The 17,971-nt window shown below is 43.8% G+C and carries 12 protein-coding genes; 5 read left to right on the forward strand and 7 right to left on the reverse strand.

The window, feature by feature from the left end; translation table 11 throughout:
* Nucleotides 1-8: 8 nt before the first annotated feature.
* Nucleotides 9-320: a hypothetical protein gene (locus CA265_05060; GenBank protein ID ARS39076.1), complete on the reverse strand. Its 312-nt coding sequence runs from the start codon at nt 318-320 to the stop codon at nt 9-11.
* A gap of 137 nt (nt 321-457) precedes the next feature.
* Here CA265_05060 and CA265_05065 point away from each other — a divergent pair, with 137 nt between their 5' ends.
* Nucleotides 458-691, forward strand: coding sequence for a hypothetical protein (locus tag CA265_05065; protein ARS39077.1), 234 nt, complete (start codon nt 458-460; stop codon nt 689-691).
* 222 nt (nt 692-913) lie between these two features.
* Here CA265_05065 and CA265_05070 read toward each other — a convergent pair whose 3' ends face one another.
* From CA265_05070 to CA265_05085, 4 genes are all read right to left on the reverse strand, one after another.
* Nucleotides 914-2,068 carry a Na+/H+ antiporter NhaA gene (locus tag CA265_05070; GenBank protein ID ARS39078.1) on the reverse strand — a complete coding sequence of 385 codons (1,155 nt, stop codon included), beginning with the start codon at nt 2,066-2,068 and terminating at the stop codon, nt 914-916.
* 190 nt (nt 2,069-2,258) lie between these two features.
* Entirely contained in the window at nt 2,259-2,507 is a 249-nt protein-coding gene (locus tag CA265_05075; protein ARS39079.1) for a hypothetical protein, read from the reverse strand.
* 483 nt (nt 2,508-2,990) lie between these two features.
* On the reverse strand, nt 2,991-3,911 hold the full coding sequence (locus CA265_05080) for a hypothetical protein (GenBank protein ID ARS39080.1): 921 nt from the start codon (nt 3,909-3,911) through the stop codon (nt 2,991-2,993).
* An 8-nt stretch (nt 3,912-3,919) separates the two neighbouring features.
* Nucleotides 3,920-10,234: a hypothetical protein gene (locus tag CA265_05085; protein ID ARS39081.1), complete on the reverse strand. Its 6,315-nt coding sequence runs from the start codon at nt 10,232-10,234 to the stop codon at nt 3,920-3,922.
* Between the two features lie 709 nt (nt 10,235-10,943).
* Here CA265_05085 and CA265_05090 point away from each other — a divergent pair.
* Nucleotides 10,944-11,198 (forward strand): hypothetical protein, encoded by a 255-nt coding sequence (locus tag CA265_05090; GenBank protein ARS39082.1) that lies wholly within the window; start codon nt 10,944-10,946, stop codon nt 11,196-11,198.
* A gap of 249 nt (nt 11,199-11,447) precedes the next feature.
* Nucleotides 11,448-11,657, forward strand: a complete 210-nt coding sequence (locus CA265_05095; GenBank protein ID ARS39083.1) for a hypothetical protein — start codon at nt 11,448-11,450, stop codon at nt 11,655-11,657.
* A gap of 451 nt (nt 11,658-12,108) precedes the next feature.
* Here the strand turns inward: CA265_05095 and CA265_05100 are convergent, their stop codons facing one another.
* The gene (locus tag CA265_05100) at nt 12,109-12,729 is read right to left on the reverse strand and encodes a threonylcarbamoyl-AMP synthase (protein ID ARS39084.1); all 621 of its coding nucleotides are present in this window, start codon (nt 12,727-12,729) and stop codon (nt 12,109-12,111) included.
* 83 nt (nt 12,730-12,812) lie between these two features.
* On the opposite strand from CA265_05100, the gene CA265_05105 reads away from it, so the two are divergent.
* Nucleotides 12,813-14,474, forward strand: a complete 1,662-nt coding sequence (locus CA265_05105; protein ARS39085.1) for an FMN-binding glutamate synthase family protein — start codon at nt 12,813-12,815, stop codon at nt 14,472-14,474.
* Nucleotides 14,475-14,879: 405 nt separating this feature from the next.
* Nucleotides 14,880-15,866 carry a lantibiotic ABC transporter gene (locus CA265_05110; GenBank protein ID ARS39086.1) on the forward strand — a complete coding sequence of 329 codons (987 nt, stop codon included), beginning with the start codon at nt 14,880-14,882 and terminating at the stop codon, nt 15,864-15,866.
* 549 nt (nt 15,867-16,415) lie between these two features.
* Here CA265_05110 and CA265_05115 read toward each other — a convergent pair.
* A complete protein-coding gene (locus CA265_05115; GenBank protein ARS39087.1) occupies nt 16,416-17,864 on the reverse strand; it encodes an asparagine--tRNA ligase in 1,449 nt (482 codons plus the stop codon).
* Nucleotides 17,865-17,971: the final 107 nt, after the last annotated feature.

Consider the following 17,971-nt stretch of genomic DNA (forward strand, 5'->3'; position numbering starts at 1 on the left):
ATATTTGTTCAGAGGGAAAGGAACTTAGATGTGCATGATCCGGTAACCAAATTGGTGGCCAGTTTGGCCCGAAACAGAGGGGTCACTTTCACTGAAATACACACTTTGATGACTCCATCTGGATAGATTTTTAGAAAATTTGGCGTGTCATAATAAATATAACGGTTTTTGTTTTTATAGAAATGACCAGTAAACTCAATAGTAACAGACTTGGTTTTATTCCCTGCAATTTGCATATCATACTGACGGGTAACGGTATATTGTGCGGTTAATGTTTGTGCCATGGCCTGAACACTAAGGTTAAGTAAAATGCTTAACATTAAAAAGATTCTCATAAATATTTATATATGCAAAACGAAAATAATAATTTTTAGTTAGGAATAAATCGCATTGGTAAATAAGCTAGTCCAAAATCGAAAATAATCAAACCAAATTATCCGTAGAAAGACTCATTCAAGTGTCGGAAATACTAGAAGTCACGTTAATAGATATTTTAGATACTGTTGACTTTGAAAACAGTCAAGCGAAAACTAAACCGATACAACAAGAATTATTTAATTTATATCGAAACTTCAAAGATGAAATAAGGAATGTTGAAGCTTTATATGCTAAATTATTAGATAATAAAGAAGCATTGATTTCGCAGTTAGAAGAAAATATTAGGTGTCTGCAAATGATATATGCTAAATAGTTATATGATTAATAAGGCTGTATTATAAATATATAATTGTCTTCCTTGTCCAAAGGATTCCTACGGGAGCTTACCGAAGGGCCTCTTAAATATGCTTTAAGGTGTTTCGGCCAGCTCAAAATTAAGGCATCTAAAGTTAAATCGCATTTATGATACAACTTCATTGTATTTTTTCCTGGCTAGTACTTTTCCTTGCGAATCCCCTTTGCGGTTAATGTACCGTTAATCCCTTTTCACCGATTTCAAAAACACAAAACCTAGCACACCCGATAGGATCGAAGCCGTTAGGATGGCAAACTTCGCTTCGGATACATGCAACGCATCGCTAAAAGAAAGCAGGGCAATAAAGATCGACATGGTAAAACCGATTCCGGCGAGCATACCCAAACCCCATACATGTTTCCAGCCTGCGCCTGTAGGGAGATTGGCCCATTTTAATTTCACGGCTAACCAGCTGAAAAAGGTTACGCCAATGGTTTTGCCTGCAAATAAACCGATGATAATGCCGAGACCGAGGGGTGAAAGCAGTCCGGCGAGCATTTCTTTCTGGAAAGTGATATTGGTATTGGCCAAAGCGAAAATTGGCATAATGATGTAGTTGACCGGGGTGGTTAAAAAATGCTCCAGTTTTTCCAAAGGCGACTCTTCGTATGTTTCGTTGGTGGGGATGGTAAAAGCCAGCAGTACCCCTGCAATGGTGGCATGGATGCCCGAGTGGTGGATGAAATACCAGAGGAAGATGCCCGGGATGAGGTAGAATACCAGTTTCTTGACGCCGAAATAGTTCATCAGTCCTAAAAGCACGAGGATGCCTCCAGCCATGGCGAGGTATTCGAAATGAATCTGTTTCGTATAAAAAATCGCGATCACGAGAATGGCCCCGAGATCGTCGACAATGGCCAGTGCGGCCAGGAAGATTTTTAAACTGGTGGGTACACTTTTACCGAGCATCGCAATAATGGCGAGGGCAAAGGCAATATCGGTAGCCATGGGGATGCCCCAGCCTGATGCGGAGGCTTCGCCTTTATTAAAGAGGGAATAAATTAATGCCGGTACGAGCATGCCGCCCAGGGCCGCGATTACGGGTAAGGCTGCACTTTTTACAGAAGATAATTCGCCCTCTATCAGTTCGCGTTTGATTTCGAGGCCGACCAATAAAAAGAAAATGGCCATCAGGGCATCGTTAATCCAGGCTAAAATGCTGTAGTTTACCGGGCCAAAACCCAGTTTAATGTCGAGGAAATGCATGAAAGCATCTTTGGCAGTGGTGTTGGCGATTATCAGAGAAATGGCTACGCAGATCAATAATAAAAAACCACCTACTTGTCCGGAGCGGAAGAAACGCTGAAATGCTTCCAGATTGATTAATTTAGCCATAGGGGTAAAAATAGTGAAAGGGAAGGGAAAAGGGGTGTTTTTTGTGAGGAAATGTAAGGTGCTAATACGGTCGTCATTCTATTACAACAATAAGTCCGTCATTGCGATGAGGCTTTTTCAGCCGAGGAAGCAATCTTACTACTATGGGTTATCTGCGATTGATACGGCAGTGACTCCATCGTTTTTGCTTCTAACAATTTTCTGTCATCCTGAGGCACGAAGGATCTTTTACCGAAAGATTCTTCACTGCGTTCAGAATGACAATTGTAGGTTTTACCCTAGGCTCGGGCTTGCCTCGGCTACCGATGAAAAATCGGTACAGGTCCACCGCCGCCGAAGGGCTCTTACTTTTTTCAGCTGTGTTTATGTTTTTATAGGTCTTCAAGCTTGCTTTGCAGGTTGGCTTGGCCCAAAAGTAACAAAAACCCAAGGCTTGCATCTTTTCTTGTAAAAACCTACGGAAATCTCAATTGCGGCAGCATCGAGGCTCTTACCCTCGTTTATCCCCACGCACCCGCTTGATTCTGCCTTGGGTTGTGAGGTAACGAGAGGGAGTGTACAGATTTACGTGCTTTTTCCTACGAAAATCTGCCATGCCGGATAGCAAGGTGCATATTGCAGGACGCGACAATTTGTCTTTTAGTCCTTTCCCTTTCAGGGGAAAGGTGCCGAAGGCGGATAGGGGTTAGGGGTTAATGATATAAACAAAAAGCCGCAGATCATAAATCTGCGGCTTTGTTCGGTTGTCATGCTGAGCTTGTGTTCATCGAAGATAATTTTTATTATCTATTGCATTAAGATCCCCGCCTGCGCGGGGATGACGACCCTTTCTTTAAAATTGAAACAAGATCAGCATGACGCATATTGGTGCATTAAGATCCCCTCCAGCGCGGGGAGGACGACCTTTTTTGTAAAACAAAAATTATCGTTTCTTACCAATATTCACACGGATATTCACTTCGAAATCGCCGTCGGTGTAACCACTGATGGCCGAAGTTGCCGTATTGTAATAAGCCATGAAATATAAGGTCGATTTGTAGTTCATGCCGAAACCAACGGTTGCATTTTGCGTGTTGTGGTACATGGCCATGACGTACAGTTTATCGTTGGCAAAATTTGCATTCAAACCGGCATCCCATAAATTTTCGTAATTTTTGATCCCCCTGAAAACACCTTTAGGCTCGAGACTGATGCCGTTGATACCCGATCCCAGCATGAACTTATAACTCACTGCTGAATAAAAGGTGGGTTTATCGGCAAAATTTAAATCGTCTTTTCTGAACACCGAACGCATGTTTGGAATGGCACCTTCTACGGTTAAGCCTTTCGAGGTGTAAGAGATCCCGAAATCGCCGTCTAGGTAATAACCCCGGTCGTTAAAACGGGCGATGGACGGATCGTTAATATCGCTGTTTCTTACACTGCTTAAATCGAGTTTATCCTGACTGGCGCCAAAAGAGATCCCGAAGTTTAGTTTCTGGTCCTCGCTGTTTAAGGGAAGGTGGTAGGCAAAAGTTCCTACGGCTTTGGTGCGCTGTATACCGCCCGATTTCTCGTTGTAGATGTTCACGCCCCAGCCCACTTTATTCACCTGTTGATCTAAAGTTACACTCTGGGTAATGGGTGCGCCGGGGATGTTAGACCATTGTTTACGGAAACTGCCGTTGATGTTAAAACCTTCGGTAATACCTGCCATGGATGGATTAACCAGGTAACGGTTCTGGAAATATTGTGCATTGAGCGGAAGGATCTGTGCCTTCGCGGTATTTAAAAATAATGTGCCGGCCGCAACTAGAAACGTTACGCGACGCATTTGCTTTATGTTTTTGATAATTGCTTTCATGTCTGTAATTAGTCTCTAATGATGTTGATAAAACCTTTGAATGTGCCGATGCCCTTACCGAGATCGATGATGTAGTAGTAGGTACCTTCACTTAAAGGGCTACCGTTTATCGTTCCATCCCAATCGTTGGCATAAGTTTGTTTAGTATATAAAACCCGCCCGGCCTTATCGAATATCTTCAGGGTATTATTTGGATAATAATCGATGTTTTTGACGATAAACTTATCATTATAACCATCGCCATTTGGCGTGACCACGGTACTGGCTTCTAATTTATAATCTTCGGTGACGCTTATCGAAATCGTTTGATCGCTTACACAACCACTGGCATTGGTTACCGTTACTTTATAGGTGCCGCTTTGTTTTGGCCGGACGGTTACCGCTGCCGCATTTTGTCCGCTGGTGATTTCAGGACCTGTCCAGCTGTATTGTGCGCCGCCCGTTGCCGTTAAAATCAGGGCATCGCCTTTAGAGATCGTAAGCCCTTTATTACTGCTGATGGACACTACCGGTAAAGCATTTACGGTTACGGTGGCTGTTCCGGTTTGCAGCTGACTGGCATAAGCATCGGCCACGCTCACCAGTGTATAGGTAAAGGTACCCGGTGTATTGGTCGGGGCGCTCACTGTAACGGTAGTTGAATTGGTGGTTATCGTACGGTTACTACCGCCATTTATCGTGTAAGTAAAGGTATAAGGCGCGGTACCTGCTGAGCCGGTAAAGGTAATGTTGGGAGAGGTGCCGAAGTTACATACTGAGGTTGTACCCGCAATGCTGGCTACCGGTAAAGGGCGTATCAGCACCGTTGCCGAACCCGTTTGTGCCTGGCTACAGTTTACATCGGCCACGCTAACTAAATTGTAAACAAATGTGCCTACCGTAGTCGTTGGTGCGGCCACTGTTGCCGTGTTTCCGGTTGAGCTAATCGTTTGGTTTGTGCCGCCATTAATGTTGTAGGTGAAGGTGTATGGTGCCGTTCCGTTTGCACCGGTAAAGGTAATATTTGGTGCGGCTGCTAAGTTCGGTACGGCAGTTGAACCCGAAATGCTGGCTGTTGCCAGGGTTCTCACCGTGATGGTTGCCGTTCCGCTTTGTGGCTGACCACAGTTTGCATCTTTAACGTTTACTAAGTTATAGGCAAAGGTACCCGCAACGTTAGCTGGGGCCGAAACCGTTACCGAAGCGCTTGTGCCTATAGTGCTTACTGTTTGATTTGTTCCGCCGTTAATGTTATAGGTAAAGGTATAAGGGGCAGTTCCGTTTGCGCCGGTAAAGGTGATGGTTTGGGCAGCGCCATTTAAACACACTGCAGCAGTACCTGTAACGGTTGCTGTAGCGGTTGAGCTAACCGTTAATTTGAAGGTTTTGGTGGTTTTATTTACCCCTCCAAAATCTGTCCCGCCGTTATCCATTACCGTAACGGTAATATTGGCTACACCACTTACATTGTTTTTTAAGTGATAAGTAATGGTGCCTTTGTCAGCGCCGTTTGCGGCTACCGTTAATACATCAAACAGGTTGGCGTTATCAGCACTAACCGAAAGTGTAGTGTTTTGTGCCGTTTCAGGACCAGCCGAAATTCCGGTTAAAGCCAGGCTTTGGTTGGCTGAGCTATAACAAACAGCCTGGTTGGCTACCGCATCGAGGGTAGGCGCACCATTGCCGAATAAATACCTCGTTTTAATCGGATAGTGATCGGTGGTGGTAGAGCTGTAATTGGTCACCAGGTTTTTAACGGCATCTAAAACCTCGGCTGAGGCCGGGATATAGTTGAGGTTAAGGCTTTTGGTGATGATGACGTTATCAATTACGGTATTAAATCCGGCTGTAGATTGTTTTCCTGCTAAACTTAAAGGTAAGGTAACCGGGAAATAATTAGCCACATCCTGGGTGAAATCTGAATAGGAAGTTCCGGTGCCTGGCATTGGTGCAATGGTTTTATCCGCATCCAGTACGTCGTTAAAATCGCCGAGAATAATTACCTTTTTACCGGCAAGGTTAGCGTCTAACCAGTCTTTCATTTGTTTATTGCCGCCTTTTCTGCGGTTGTAGGCATCAATCTGGTCGGCGGTGGTACCAGTGTTTGCTTTGGCATGGATCTCGACAAAATAAACCGTATCCAATTTATTGTTGATTTTCACCTGCGCCTGCATCAGGTAAGGGAAACGGCCCGACGACCAGTTTTTGTAAGGGGTGCCATCGGCACTGGTTGCCGGTATAGCAGGGTTATAAGTATCTCTTAAAATGTCTAAAGTTGAAATGGGTTTAATCAGATCGGTACGGTACATAAAAGCCAGTTTCTGCGCCAGCGGATAATCTGCATCGGCTTTATCATCGGCATAGGATCCGAACTCGCTGAATAAAACATTGTATCCGGCCGGTAAAACGGTGTTTCTAAACAACGTAGTATCTACCACCTCTGCGAAACCATAAATATCTGCATTTAGGTTGTTCACGATGGTTTTAACATTGGCGGCCTGCTGTACATCATTTGATGGATCCTGAGCCGGGCTGCCAAACCATTCGATGTTCCAGTTGACCACTTCTAAGGTATTGGCGATATCGAAAGTATTTCCGCTAAAGGCTACGGTTTTGTTTGCCGAGCCGGCAGTGGCAATGCTTACATTTCCGGTATAACTCGTATTCACCACCGTTGGCGAAAATTTAGCATAAACGGTTGGCGAAGTATTGTTGATATCGGCTTTGGGATAAGTAATGGTACTGCTGTAGGTTCCGGTACTGGTTTTAGATAAGGTAAAGTTAGCCGGAGCGGTTAAGGTTACATCGCCCGTCAAGTTACCTGCAGAGAAACCAAAGGTGCTGGCTGCTGAAGTGGTGTTGGCTGCCTGGAAACCAAAACTGACGCTAGACGGCGAAGTGCTGATATCAACTGCTGGTGGCGTGTTGGAATTGGTTACGGCGAAATCATCAACAGTCCAGCGGCTGGCCGATGAGGTGGTCGAATTATATACAATAGCCACATAAACTGGCGTTGCTTTATAGGCGGATAAATCTATATTATCCGATTTGGTCCATTTATCGGTACCCGTTTCAGGGAATTTACCATCTAAGCTGGTCCAGGTAGCCAGTGCAGGATTGCCTGAACCGGTATAATTTGTTGAGATTTTGAGTTGTAATTTATCTCCTGCGAAAGCAGATCTTGTCCAGAAAGATAAAATGGCATAGTTAAACGAAGAGATATTTAAAGCTGGTGAGATTAACCAATCCTCATTTAAAATATTACCACCTGAATAACCATTAATCTGCAGGGCATTTCCTGCGCTTGCCACACCTGTAGGGTCGGTCGCATCATGTCCGAAAGTAGTGGTACAGCCCCAGGTTTGTGCACCGGTTACGCTGTATTGATAAAAGCCATCGGATAAGGCTCCGCTACCCACCGTGGTACAGTTTTCGAAGTTGAAAGCCGTTTGGTTAGGATCAACCGCCGGACCGCTTAACGAAAGGGAAACCGAAGTTGCACCTGCACTGGCATGTAAAACAGCACCGGTTGAATTGCCCACCGCCGTTGGACTGAATTTTACATACACCGTTTGGTTGGTGGCCAAATCTGCCACACTATAACTTAATGTGGTAGAAAAGGTTACGTTATCTTTCGAGATAGCATAAGGTGCCGCTGTGGTTAAGGTAGTGGCATTGGTTAAGTTACCGGCAGATAAGACATAAGTTTTAGCTGCTGAAGTGGTGTTGATGGCCTGATTGCTGAAGGCTAAAGTTTTTGGCGTGACCACCAAATAAGGACCAGACATTGAAGCGGGTTCGGTTACCGAAGTGTTTTGCGGATTTGGAGCCCTCAATACAAAATCCAACGAATTCTCATCGCTATCATATCCATTACCGGCAAACTCTTCTGTACCGCCAATGCCCATAGTGGTGGCATCAGAGGTTGAACTCGCTTTCCTTTCTATTGATGAAGTATTGGTTGTAGCGGGGGCAGGGGCAGTACCCTCAAAACCATTTGCTGTTCCGAAACCAACTTTATCAATAATATTTGCACTAACCGGGTTAGCGCCGGTTTGAGGGGTAACCGAATTGCTTAACAATACTTTTCCTGCTGTACCCGATAAATTAAGTGTACCAATCTTATCAGGCGTTGGTAAATCCAATGTACCACCTGTACCTGCAGACTGTTGGATGAGGTAAAAACCTTTTGGCGCAATAGAACCTGATAAGGTGGTGGCTGTCCAGCTGCCAGTACCTGTAGCACTTGCATATTGCACGCTCCAGCCTGTTAAATCGACAGCACTAAGTGTTGGGTTGTATAATTCGATAAAGTCGTTTTTATAGGTAGCGCCGGTATTACCACCACCGCCATAAACTTCAGAAATGACCACATGGTTGGCACCAGTTGGTTCTTTTACGGTACTGTTTTGAGGATTTGGGGCAGTAACTACAAAATCGTTAAGGTTGTTATCGGTATCGTAACCGTTTCCATTAAACTCTTCTGCACCACCCAGGGCTAAAGTAGCCGCGGTTGAAGTTGCACTGGCTTTACGTTCGATTGAAGTGGTATTGGAAATTACCGGTGTAGGTGCGGTTTCAAAACCTGTGGCCGTTGGACCAAAGCCTACTTTATCGATAACCACAGCCGTGGCCGGGTTAGCGCCGGTTAAAAGCACATTTGAGCTGCTCAAAATTACTTTTCCGGTGGTACCCGAAAGGGCTAAAATTCCGGTGGCATCAGGTGTAGGTAAATTAACCGTTCCGCCTGCTCCAACAGCTTCCTGAACCAGATAGAAACTTTTAGCCGGTATACTGCCGGTTAAATCTGTTTTGGCCCAGGCTCCGGTTCCGGCAGCATTTAAATACTGTACACTCCAGCCGGTTAAATCAACCGCTGTGTTACCCGGGTTATATAATTCGATAAAGTCGTTTTTGTAAGTTGCCCCCGTGTTTCCGCCACCGCCATATACTTCTGATATGACAATATGCGTTGGCGCTGCAGGTGGTGTTGTACCTACACCTGCGGTAGTGATGTTCTGTGTGGCTGCACCAGTGCTCGAGATACTGATATTACCCGATACTGGTGAAGCTGTTGTTGGGCTAAATCGTACCGAAACCGTTTTGCTTGTGGCCAGCTCAGCCGCCGTATACACTAAGGAAATATTATAGGTAACATTATCTTTCGAAAGATAAAAAGGTGCTGTTGTGGTAATATTCACCACATCGGTTAAGCCTGTTGCGGATAGGGTAAAGCTTTGTGCTGTAGAATTGGTGCCTGTATTTTGCGAGCCAAAATCGAAAGCCGTTTGGTTTAGTGTTAAAATGGTTGATAAGCCGTTTCCACTTACCGCAACATTAACAGGGGTAGCGCCAGTGCTGCTATGGGTAACATTACCGCTGGCATTGCCGGCAGCTGTTGGACTGAAACGCACATATACCAATGGTGATGTGGCAACTTCGCCTGTAGTATAGCTGATGGAACTGCTGAAGGTAGTATTGTCTTTTGAAACAAAGAAAGGTGCTGTCGCATTTACTGAAACACCTGCCGTTAAATTGGCTCCACCCAAGGTGTAACTTTGTGCGGTAGAATTTGAATTGATGTTCTGATCGCCAAAAACCAATGTTGTATTTGACGCTGATATCACTGGTGTAGCGCTAACACTGCCTTTTGGCGTGATACTAAAATCGTCGATCGTGTAAATACCATCGCTTCCTAAATCGTCAGTATCTGTCCAGCGGATATAAAGCGTGGCTCCATTTGCCCAGCTAATTGCAGTGATGCTTGCTGAAATAGCGGTTTGATTTGCTGCTAAGTTGCCGTCAATGCCAGCTGCGGCGGTAGTTGTGGTTAACTTTTCGTTAAGGTCCATGCCGCTAAGCGGTAGCCAGGTGGCTGCTGCATCGGCAATACTGGTGGCATTAAAACTGTATTCGAAATTTAGTTTTTCGTTAACGGTGGCGGTTGAACCGGTTCTCCACTGTTCCATCACACCCGATAAATCGATTGAAGTTACGGTTGCACCAGTATTATTCTGGAATCCGGCACCAAATCTTGGTACCAGGGCACCAGAGGCCAGGCTTCCTAAAGAACGGTCGGCCGCTCCAGCTGTTCCTGCGTTGTAGGCAGCGCCAGCATTCGATGAAGTGCTGTAAACGGCTAAGGTTAAGGCCGAACCAACGGCAGCAGCGCTTGTGCCACTGGCTTTAACGGCGCTCCACCCGGCAACTAATGAAGTCCCGGTTGCGGTCATGCCGTCAAAATTCTCTGATTTAGCCGTATTGATTGCCGTTAATGAAACCTGGGCAAATAAATAATTAGAGAAAACCAGAAAAAATAAAATGAGAAGTAAAGGTCTTTTCATATAATAAGTTTTGTTTACAACAAATGTATATGCAAATGCCTAATTATCAGATTAACTTAATGTTAATTCGGTGAAATGTGGAAAAATAAATATAATATAAGGTAATTTTTCGTTTATGCAGACGTTACTGTGCTTTTTTGGGAAAGTTTTTTGCAGAAAAAGGAGTTGATGTGATGAATTTTAGCAACGAGTTCGTCATTGCGAGAAGGCTTTTTCAGCCGACGAAGCAATCTTGTAAATGGCGTTAATGCTTGGTCTAGGTTTAGCCCTAATCTAGGGCTTGCCCCAGGCTCGGGCTTGCCCCAGGCTCGGGCTTGCCTCGGTTACCGATGTAAAATCGGTACAGGTCCACCGCCGCCGAAGGGGCTCTTTCTTTATCCTTGATGATAAAGAAACAAACAATCAAGGCTTGCATCCTTTCTTGAACTAAGCTATCGAAATTCTTATTGCGGCAATATGGAGGCCCCGATGAAGAATCGGGACTGTATATTGCCTTGGGCTGTGGGGTGTTGAGGGGTTTATGCAAGAATTTCAATGCTTATTTCTGCAAAAATCTGCCAGGCCGGATAGCAAGGTGCATATTGCAGGGTGCAGTAATTTGTCTTTTAGTCCTTTCCCTTTCAGGGGAAAGGTGCCGAAGGCGGATAGGGGGATAAGACGCTCGCTATAATACGGTCGTCATTCCCGCGCAGGCGGGAACCTTAAAGCTATGGGTGGGAGCTCCCCTCCTTATTTTCAAGGAGGGGCTGGGGGTGGTTATAAGCTACAGCACGGTCGTCATTCCCGCGCAGGTGAGAACCACAAAGTGCTCAGCGAAGCTAATCTTATGCATTTGCTATTCTTTGCCCCAGGCTCGGGCTTGCCTCGGCTACCGATGAAAAATCGGTACAGGTCCACCGCCGCCGAAGGGGCTCTTTCTTTATCCTTGATGATAAAGAAACAAACAATCAAGGCCGGGATCTGATGTAGGATAAATTCGTCAAAGCTTTATTGGTCGCCAGCACAAGTTCCGACGAAGGGTCGGAAAGGGCGTGCTGCCTCGGGGCAGTAGTATGTTGAAAGGAGGTGCAAAAGCTTTAACGTTTTCTCCTTCCATCATATCCGAGGCCGGATGGCAGGGTGCAGATAGCGTGGAGCATAAACCCGCATGAGTAGAATTTAGGGGCAGTTATAATACCATCGTCATTCCCGCGCAGGCGGCAACCTTAAAGCTATGGGTGGGAGCTCCCCTCCTTATTTTCAAGGAGGGGCTGGGGGTGGTTATAAGCTACAACAACACGGTCGTCATTCCCGCGCAGGTGAGAACCACGAAGTGCTCAGAGAAGCTAATCTTATGCATTTGCTATTCTTTGCCCCAGGCTCGGGCTTGCCTCGGCTCACCGCCGCCGAAGGGGCTCTTACTTTTGGCTTGGCCCAAAAGTAACAAAAGCCCAAGGCTTGCATCCTTTCTTGAACTAAGCTATCAAAATTCTTATTGCGGCAATATGGAGGCCCCGATGAAAAATCGGGACTGTATATTGCCTTGGGCTATGGGGTGTTGAAAGTTTTATGCAGGAATTTCAATGCTTATTTCTGCGAAAATCTGCCAGGCCGGATAGCAGGGTGCAGATAGCGTGGCGTATAGACCAGGCATCAATAGAATTTAGGGGGCAGGGGGTAGTGATAATATGGTCGTCATTCCCTCGTTTGATAAAACACCCTTTGTTACTAAGCCTGATTGAAACGGAAAGCCCGCATCTCGATTTTTATCGGGGAGGACTTGAAGTGTAAAGGAGGGCTGGAGGCCGCCACAGGGAACTGAAACCGTCACTTCCAAAAAAAAATCAATCTAACAATCCTCGTAAAATAGGCGGTCTGGCTTATACGACAAGAGCTTACAAATACTCCTCAATATTCCCCTTACCCTCACGGATTACTTCGAACTCGCCCGTGGTGCAATCAATCACGGTAGAGGCTTCGTTATCGCCGTAACCACCGTCGATTACCAGGTCGACCAGGTCTTCGTATTTTTCATGAATCAACTCGGGATCGGTTGAATATTCAATTACATCATCATCATCCTTTATGGAAGTAGATAGGATAGGATTGCCCAGTTCTTTTACAATACAGCGTGCAATATTGTTGTCGGGCACACGGATACCGACCGTTTTTTTGTTGGAACTGAGTAACTTGGGTACATTATTATTGGCGTTAAAGATAAAGGTAAATGGCCCGGGTAAAGCTTTTTTTAACACCCTGAAGGTGGTATTGTCAATTGGCTTGATATAATCGGAAATGTGCTTTAAATCGTGACAGATGAAAGAAAAGTTGGCCTTTTCGGGTTTGATGCCACGTAAACGGCAGATTTTTTCGATCGCTTTCGGATTGGTGATATCGCAGCCCAAACCGTAAATGGTATCGGTTGGATAGATAATTAAACCACCTTTCTTCAACACTTCAACAACTTGTTCAATGGCTCTTTCGTTCGGGTTCTCTGGATATATCTTAATAAGCATAGCGTAAAAATAACAAATTAATGGTGTCAGTTGTTTAATAATCCTAATCTTTGTACTAACAAAACATACGCTAATCTATTATTATGAGAAAAGCTTTCGTCGCGATTGCCGCATTTTTAATCGCCCTAACCATTATGCTGGGCTTGTATCATCCCTTTTTATGGTGGACATTCATTTTTACTGGTCCTTTTGTTATTCTGGGTATTTACGATTTATACCAGCCCAAGCATAGTATTGTCAGGAACTATCCGGTTTTTGGCCGTTTGAGGTATTTTATGGAAGAACTGCGGCCGAAAGTGTATCAATATTTTGTAGAGAGCGATACCAACGGTACACCTTACAGCAGGTTAAACCGCTCGCTCATTTATCAGCGTGCTAAAAAAGATAACGATACCATTCCATTCGGTACGCAGTTAAATGTTTACGATAATGGTTACGAATGGTTAAGTCATAGCATTGCTGCGATTTCTCACCACGAATTAAATTTAGATCCACGTGTTATTGTTGGCGGACCAGATTGTAAAAAACCTTACTCTGCCAGTATTTATAATATTTCGGCCATGAGCTTTGGCTCATTAAGTCAGAATGCTATTCTGGCTTTAAATGGTGGTGCTAAAATGGGCAACTTTGCACATAACACGGGAGAAGGTGGAATCAGCGATTATCACCGTCAGCCAGGTGGCGATTTAATCTGGCAGATTGGTACCGGTTATTTCGGTTGCCGTAATGCCGATGGCACCTTTAATTACGATGCTTATGCTGAGCGGGCCAAAACCGATCAGGTGAAAATGATCGAGATTAAACTCTCTCAAGGGGCTAAACCAGGTCATGGTGGTATGTTACCCGCTAAAAAGGTTACACCAGAAGTGGCCAGGATCCGTTTAGTGCCCGAAGGTAAAGATGTATTGTCGCCGCCTGCACACTCGGCTTTTAATACCCCTATTGGTTTATTGGAGTTTGTGAAGAAACTCCGCGATTTATCGGATGGTAAACCCGTAGGCTTTAAACTTTGTATCGGTCGTAAAAGTGAATTTTATGCCATTTGTAAAGCCATGGTCGAAACTGGTATTTATCCTGATTTTATTACCGTTGATGGTGGCGAAGGTGGAACAGGTGCGGCACCTCAGGAGTTTTCGAATTCGGTAGGGATGCCGCTGCGCGAAGGTGTAGCTTTTGTATATGATGTTTTAAATGGTTTCGACCTGAAAAAACACATTAAAATTATTGCTTCGGGTAAAGTGGCAACGGGCTTCGATCTGGTAAAAAATATAGCCCTTGGTGCCGATATGTGTAATGCTGCCCGCGGAATGATGTTCGCTTTAGGCTGTATCCAGGCTTTGGAGTGTAATAGCAATACTTGTCCGACTGGAGTGGCTACACAGGATCAGAGTTTAATGAAAGGCCTTGTGGTAGAAGATAAAACCGTTCGGGTAAAAAACTTCCATAACCTAACCGTAGCCAGCGCGGTAGAATTATTAGGTGCTGCGGGTTTAAGGGAAACGCATCAGTTAAGCAGGGCATACATCAACAGGCGCGTAAGTCCGAGTGTAATGCAGAGTTATTTAGAGAGTTTTCCATACATCCCGGCAGGTAGTTTGTTAAAAACCCCTTATCCAACGCGTTACGAATTGGGCATGGCACTCAGTACTTCGGCTAGTTTTGCACCTACAGATTATAAGGTTTCGGCGGTAGATTATGCACATGCTAATCCGTACGGGGATAGTATGCATGATGATGGGCGATAAGGATGAATCCGAAGTGTAAAAGGGGCTAAGCGTAGGCAGAACTTCGGAAGTCTAGCGTATGGCAACCCATTGGTTTTTTGGAAAGGTAGGGCAGTAATGCTTGGGTTTGTTCAGTCCTGCTTTTTGCTTCTGCCGATGAAAAATCGGCATCCGCGTCAATCAGGTTTAGGTGGCCAGAGCAGAAGAAATATTAAGGGTTTAATCACCAAACGTTCCTAACGGAACGAAAACACCAATTGGCAATTGGCGTTTCTACCCATGAGGCGTCCCCATGGGACGATGTAATTAATTTAAATCTAAATAACGATGTTCCTAAACCGTGATTTATGATTTTAAATCATTTCCACTCTCGTCTGGGAACGTTCGGAATAAAAAAAATATAATGTTTTAGATTAATCAGTTAAAATGAAAATTGAGCATTTAAAGCCTTTTAACGGACAACATTGCGAAACCACGGCAACGGGAACCTTATTGCTGCAACTGGGGATTGAACTTTCCGAACCCATGCTTTTTGGACTTGGTGAAGGGCTTGGGTTTATCTATTGGAATATGAAAATAATGGATTTTCCATTTATAGGAGGGAGAATAAAAACCGATCTGCTGACACAAAATATTGCTGAAAATTTAAATCTCGAATTAACTGTTGAGGAAACTTCTTCAAAACAAAAAGCCTGGGATAACGTAAAGCAGCTTCTCGATAATGGGCAGGTTGTAGGACTGAAATTGGATTGCTACCATTTAGAATATTTTTCGAACCCATTTCATTTTGCAGGCCACTATGCTGCAATTTATGGCTATGACCATGAAAATGCTTTTTTAGTAGATACAATACAGCAAGGCGGGGAGGTAAAAACTTCTTTAGAAAGTTTAACCTTGGCGAGGGCTGAAAAAGGACCTATGGCTTCGAAAAACCTGTTTTATACGCTCAAACAGACTAGCAAAAGGAGTAATCCAGATCTAAAAAAGATCATACCGATAGCGATTAAAAATAATGCCATCGAATACCTGAACCCACCCATTACGAATATTGCCTATAAAGGGATTTTGAAAACAAGTGCTGAAATTGTGAAATGGTTTAAAAAGAGTAAAAACATTGAGCATGAATTTAAACTATCTGCCATGATTATGGAAAAAGCAGGAACAGGTGGCGCATTATTCAGGAATTTGTATCGTGATTTCTTAAAAGAAAGTTATGAATTGCTGGAGCTTGATAAGCTAAAAACCGGATGGGAGGCATTTACAGAAATTGCAACACTTTGGACGACTGTGTCACAGCTGTTCGAAAAGGTAAGTGAAACAAAAGAGTTTAAATACATTGAACAAGCATCCAATATCCTGAAAACTATCTCGGAAAAAGAAAAAAAGACAATGGAGGTGTTGGCCACCATATAGTTATGCAGCTAACAACAGATTAAATATGCCAAAAAACAAATCTCAAACTTTAATGCAGAAATTTTTAAGCAAAAAAGAAGTTAAGTTTCATTTAAAAGCTTGACTTCTTTGGTTTTGAGTTATTTTTTGGAAAGGTAGGGCAGTAGTGCTTAGGTTTGTTCAGTCCTGCTTTTTGCTTCTGCCGTTCAAAAATCGACATCCGCGTCAATCAGGTTTAGGTGGACAGAGCTGAAGAAATATTAAAGGGTTTAATCACCAAACGTTCCTAACGAAACGAAAACACCAATTGGCAATTGGTGTTTCTATCCATGAGGCGTCCCCATGGGACGATGTAAAAAAAATCGATTGATGCGTACTCATTGGATCGTCATCCAGAGTTTAGCTCAGGATCTTTATAGCAAGATAGATACTGACCTGTAGCAAAGCGGAAAGCTACGCAGTAAAACAAGTTCAGTATGACGTAAAAAAAGAAGTCAAGTTTTCAAAACTTGACTTCTTTGATAAAAGATTTGTTTTCCCTAAACCCTAAACCCTAAACCCTAAACCTTCCTAAAACTCTGCGTTTTTCGGGAATCTTGGGAAAGCGATTACATCACGAATGTTGGTCATTCCGGTTACGAACAATACTAAACGTTCAAAACCTAAACCAAAACCCGAGTGTGGGGCCGATCCAAAACGGCGGGTATCTAAATACCACCAAAGTTCGTCTTGCGGAATATTTAAATCTTCCATGCGTTTAGTTAAGCGGTCTAAACGTTCTTCACGTTGCGATCCGCCAATCATTTCGCCAATACCCGGGAATAAGATATCCATCGCAGCAACCGTTTGTCTGCCTTCAGCATCCGGCTCATTCTGGCGCATGTAGAACGATTTAATATCAGCAGGATAATCCGTTAAGATTACAGGTTTTTTAAAGTGTTTTTCTACCAGGTAACGTTCGTGCTCACTTTGTAAATCGGCACCCCATTCGTCAATTAGGTATTTAAACTGTTTCTTCTGGTTGGGTTTAGAAGATTTTAAAATCCTGATCGCCTCTGTATAGGTTAAGCGCTCAAATTCGTTGGCTAAACAGAAATCCAATTTCTCTAACAAGCTAAATTCGCTGCGTTCGTTCTGTGGTTTTTGTTTATCTTCTTCCGCTAAACGGGTATTTAAGAATTCTAATTCATCTTTGCAGTGGTCTAAAGCATATTTAATCACATACTTCATCATGTCTTCTGCCAGCTGCATGTTATCTTCTAAATCTGCAAAGGCCACTTCTGGTTCAATCATCCAGAATTCGGCCAGGTGGCGTGTGGTATTCGAGTTTTCTGCCCTAAAGGTAGGACCGAAAGTATAAATTTGTCCGAAAGCCATTGCTGCTAACTCACCTTCCAACTGTCCCGATACGGTTAAGTTGGTTGCGCGGGCGAAGAAATCCTGTGAGAAATCTACTTTACCATCTTCACTGCGTGGGGTATTGTCGAAATCTAAAGTGGTTACTTTAAACATCTCACCGGCACCTTCTGCATCACTTGCGGTAATTACAGGCGTGTGCATGTACACAAAACCACGTTCGTTATAGAATTGGTGAATGGCAAAAGCCAAAGCATGACGCACTTTAAAAACGGCATTAAAGGTATTGGTACGGAAACGCAAATGCGCGATCTCGCGTAAAAACTCCAAACTGTGTTTTTTGGGTTGCAACGGAAACTTTTCCGGATCACTGTCACCTAAAATTTCTACACTTGTGGCTTTAATTTCAACAGATTGACCTTTACCAAGCGATTCGATTAATTTACCAGTTGCAGAAATGGCCGCACCAGTTGTTATTCTTTTTAACAGCTCATCAGGTAAATTATTAAAATCGATCACAACCTGGATATTGCTCATGCAAGACCCGTCATTTAATGCAATAAACTGATTATTACGGAAAGTTCTTACCCATCCCATAACCGTTACTTCTGTGTCAAATGCTGTCGACTTTAATAAATCTTTAATTTGCTGTCTCTTAATCATATTGTTATTTGTAAAAGGCGCAAATTTAGAAAAAAAAACTTTATCAGTTGACAGTTTTCGGCTTTCAGTTGACAGTTTTTTAGCAAAATCATATCAGTAACCAATAT

The organism is Sphingobacteriaceae bacterium GW460-11-11-14-LB5 (assembly GCA_002151545.1).
Taxonomy (GTDB): domain Bacteria; phylum Bacteroidota; class Bacteroidia; order Sphingobacteriales; family Sphingobacteriaceae; genus Pedobacter.

Coding starts and splice junctions, on each gene's coding strand:
- CA265_05060 (ARS39076.1), bottom strand. CDS start 320: ATGTTAAGCATTTTACTTAACCTTAGTGTTCAGGCCATGGCACAAACA.
- CA265_05070 (ARS39078.1), bottom strand. CDS start 2,068: ATGGCTAAATTAATCAATCTGGAAGCATTTCAGCGTTTCTTCCGCTCC.
- CA265_05075 (ARS39079.1), bottom strand. CDS start 2,507: ATGCAAGCCTTGGGTTTTTGTTACTTTTGGGCCAAGCCAACCTGCAAA.
- CA265_05080 (ARS39080.1), bottom strand. CDS start 3,911: ATGAAAGCAATTATCAAAAACATAAAGCAAATGCGTCGCGTAACGTTT.
- CA265_05085 (ARS39081.1), bottom strand. CDS start 10,234: ATGAAAAGACCTTTACTTCTCATTTTATTTTTTCTGGTTTTCTCTAAT.
- CA265_05090 (ARS39082.1), top strand. CDS start 10,944: ATGGGTGGGAGCTCCCCTCCTTATTTTCAAGGAGGGGCTGGGGGTGGT.
- CA265_05095 (ARS39083.1), top strand. CDS start 11,448: ATGGGTGGGAGCTCCCCTCCTTATTTTCAAGGAGGGGCTGGGGGTGGT.
- CA265_05100 (ARS39084.1), bottom strand. CDS start 12,729: ATGCTTATTAAGATATATCCAGAGAACCCGAACGAAAGAGCCATTGAA.
- CA265_05105 (ARS39085.1), top strand. CDS start 12,813: ATGAGAAAAGCTTTCGTCGCGATTGCCGCATTTTTAATCGCCCTAACC.
- CA265_05110 (ARS39086.1), top strand. CDS start 14,880: ATGAAAATTGAGCATTTAAAGCCTTTTAACGGACAACATTGCGAAACC.
- CA265_05115 (ARS39087.1), bottom strand. CDS start 17,864: ATGATTAAGAGACAGCAAATTAAAGATTTATTAAAGTCGACAGCATTT.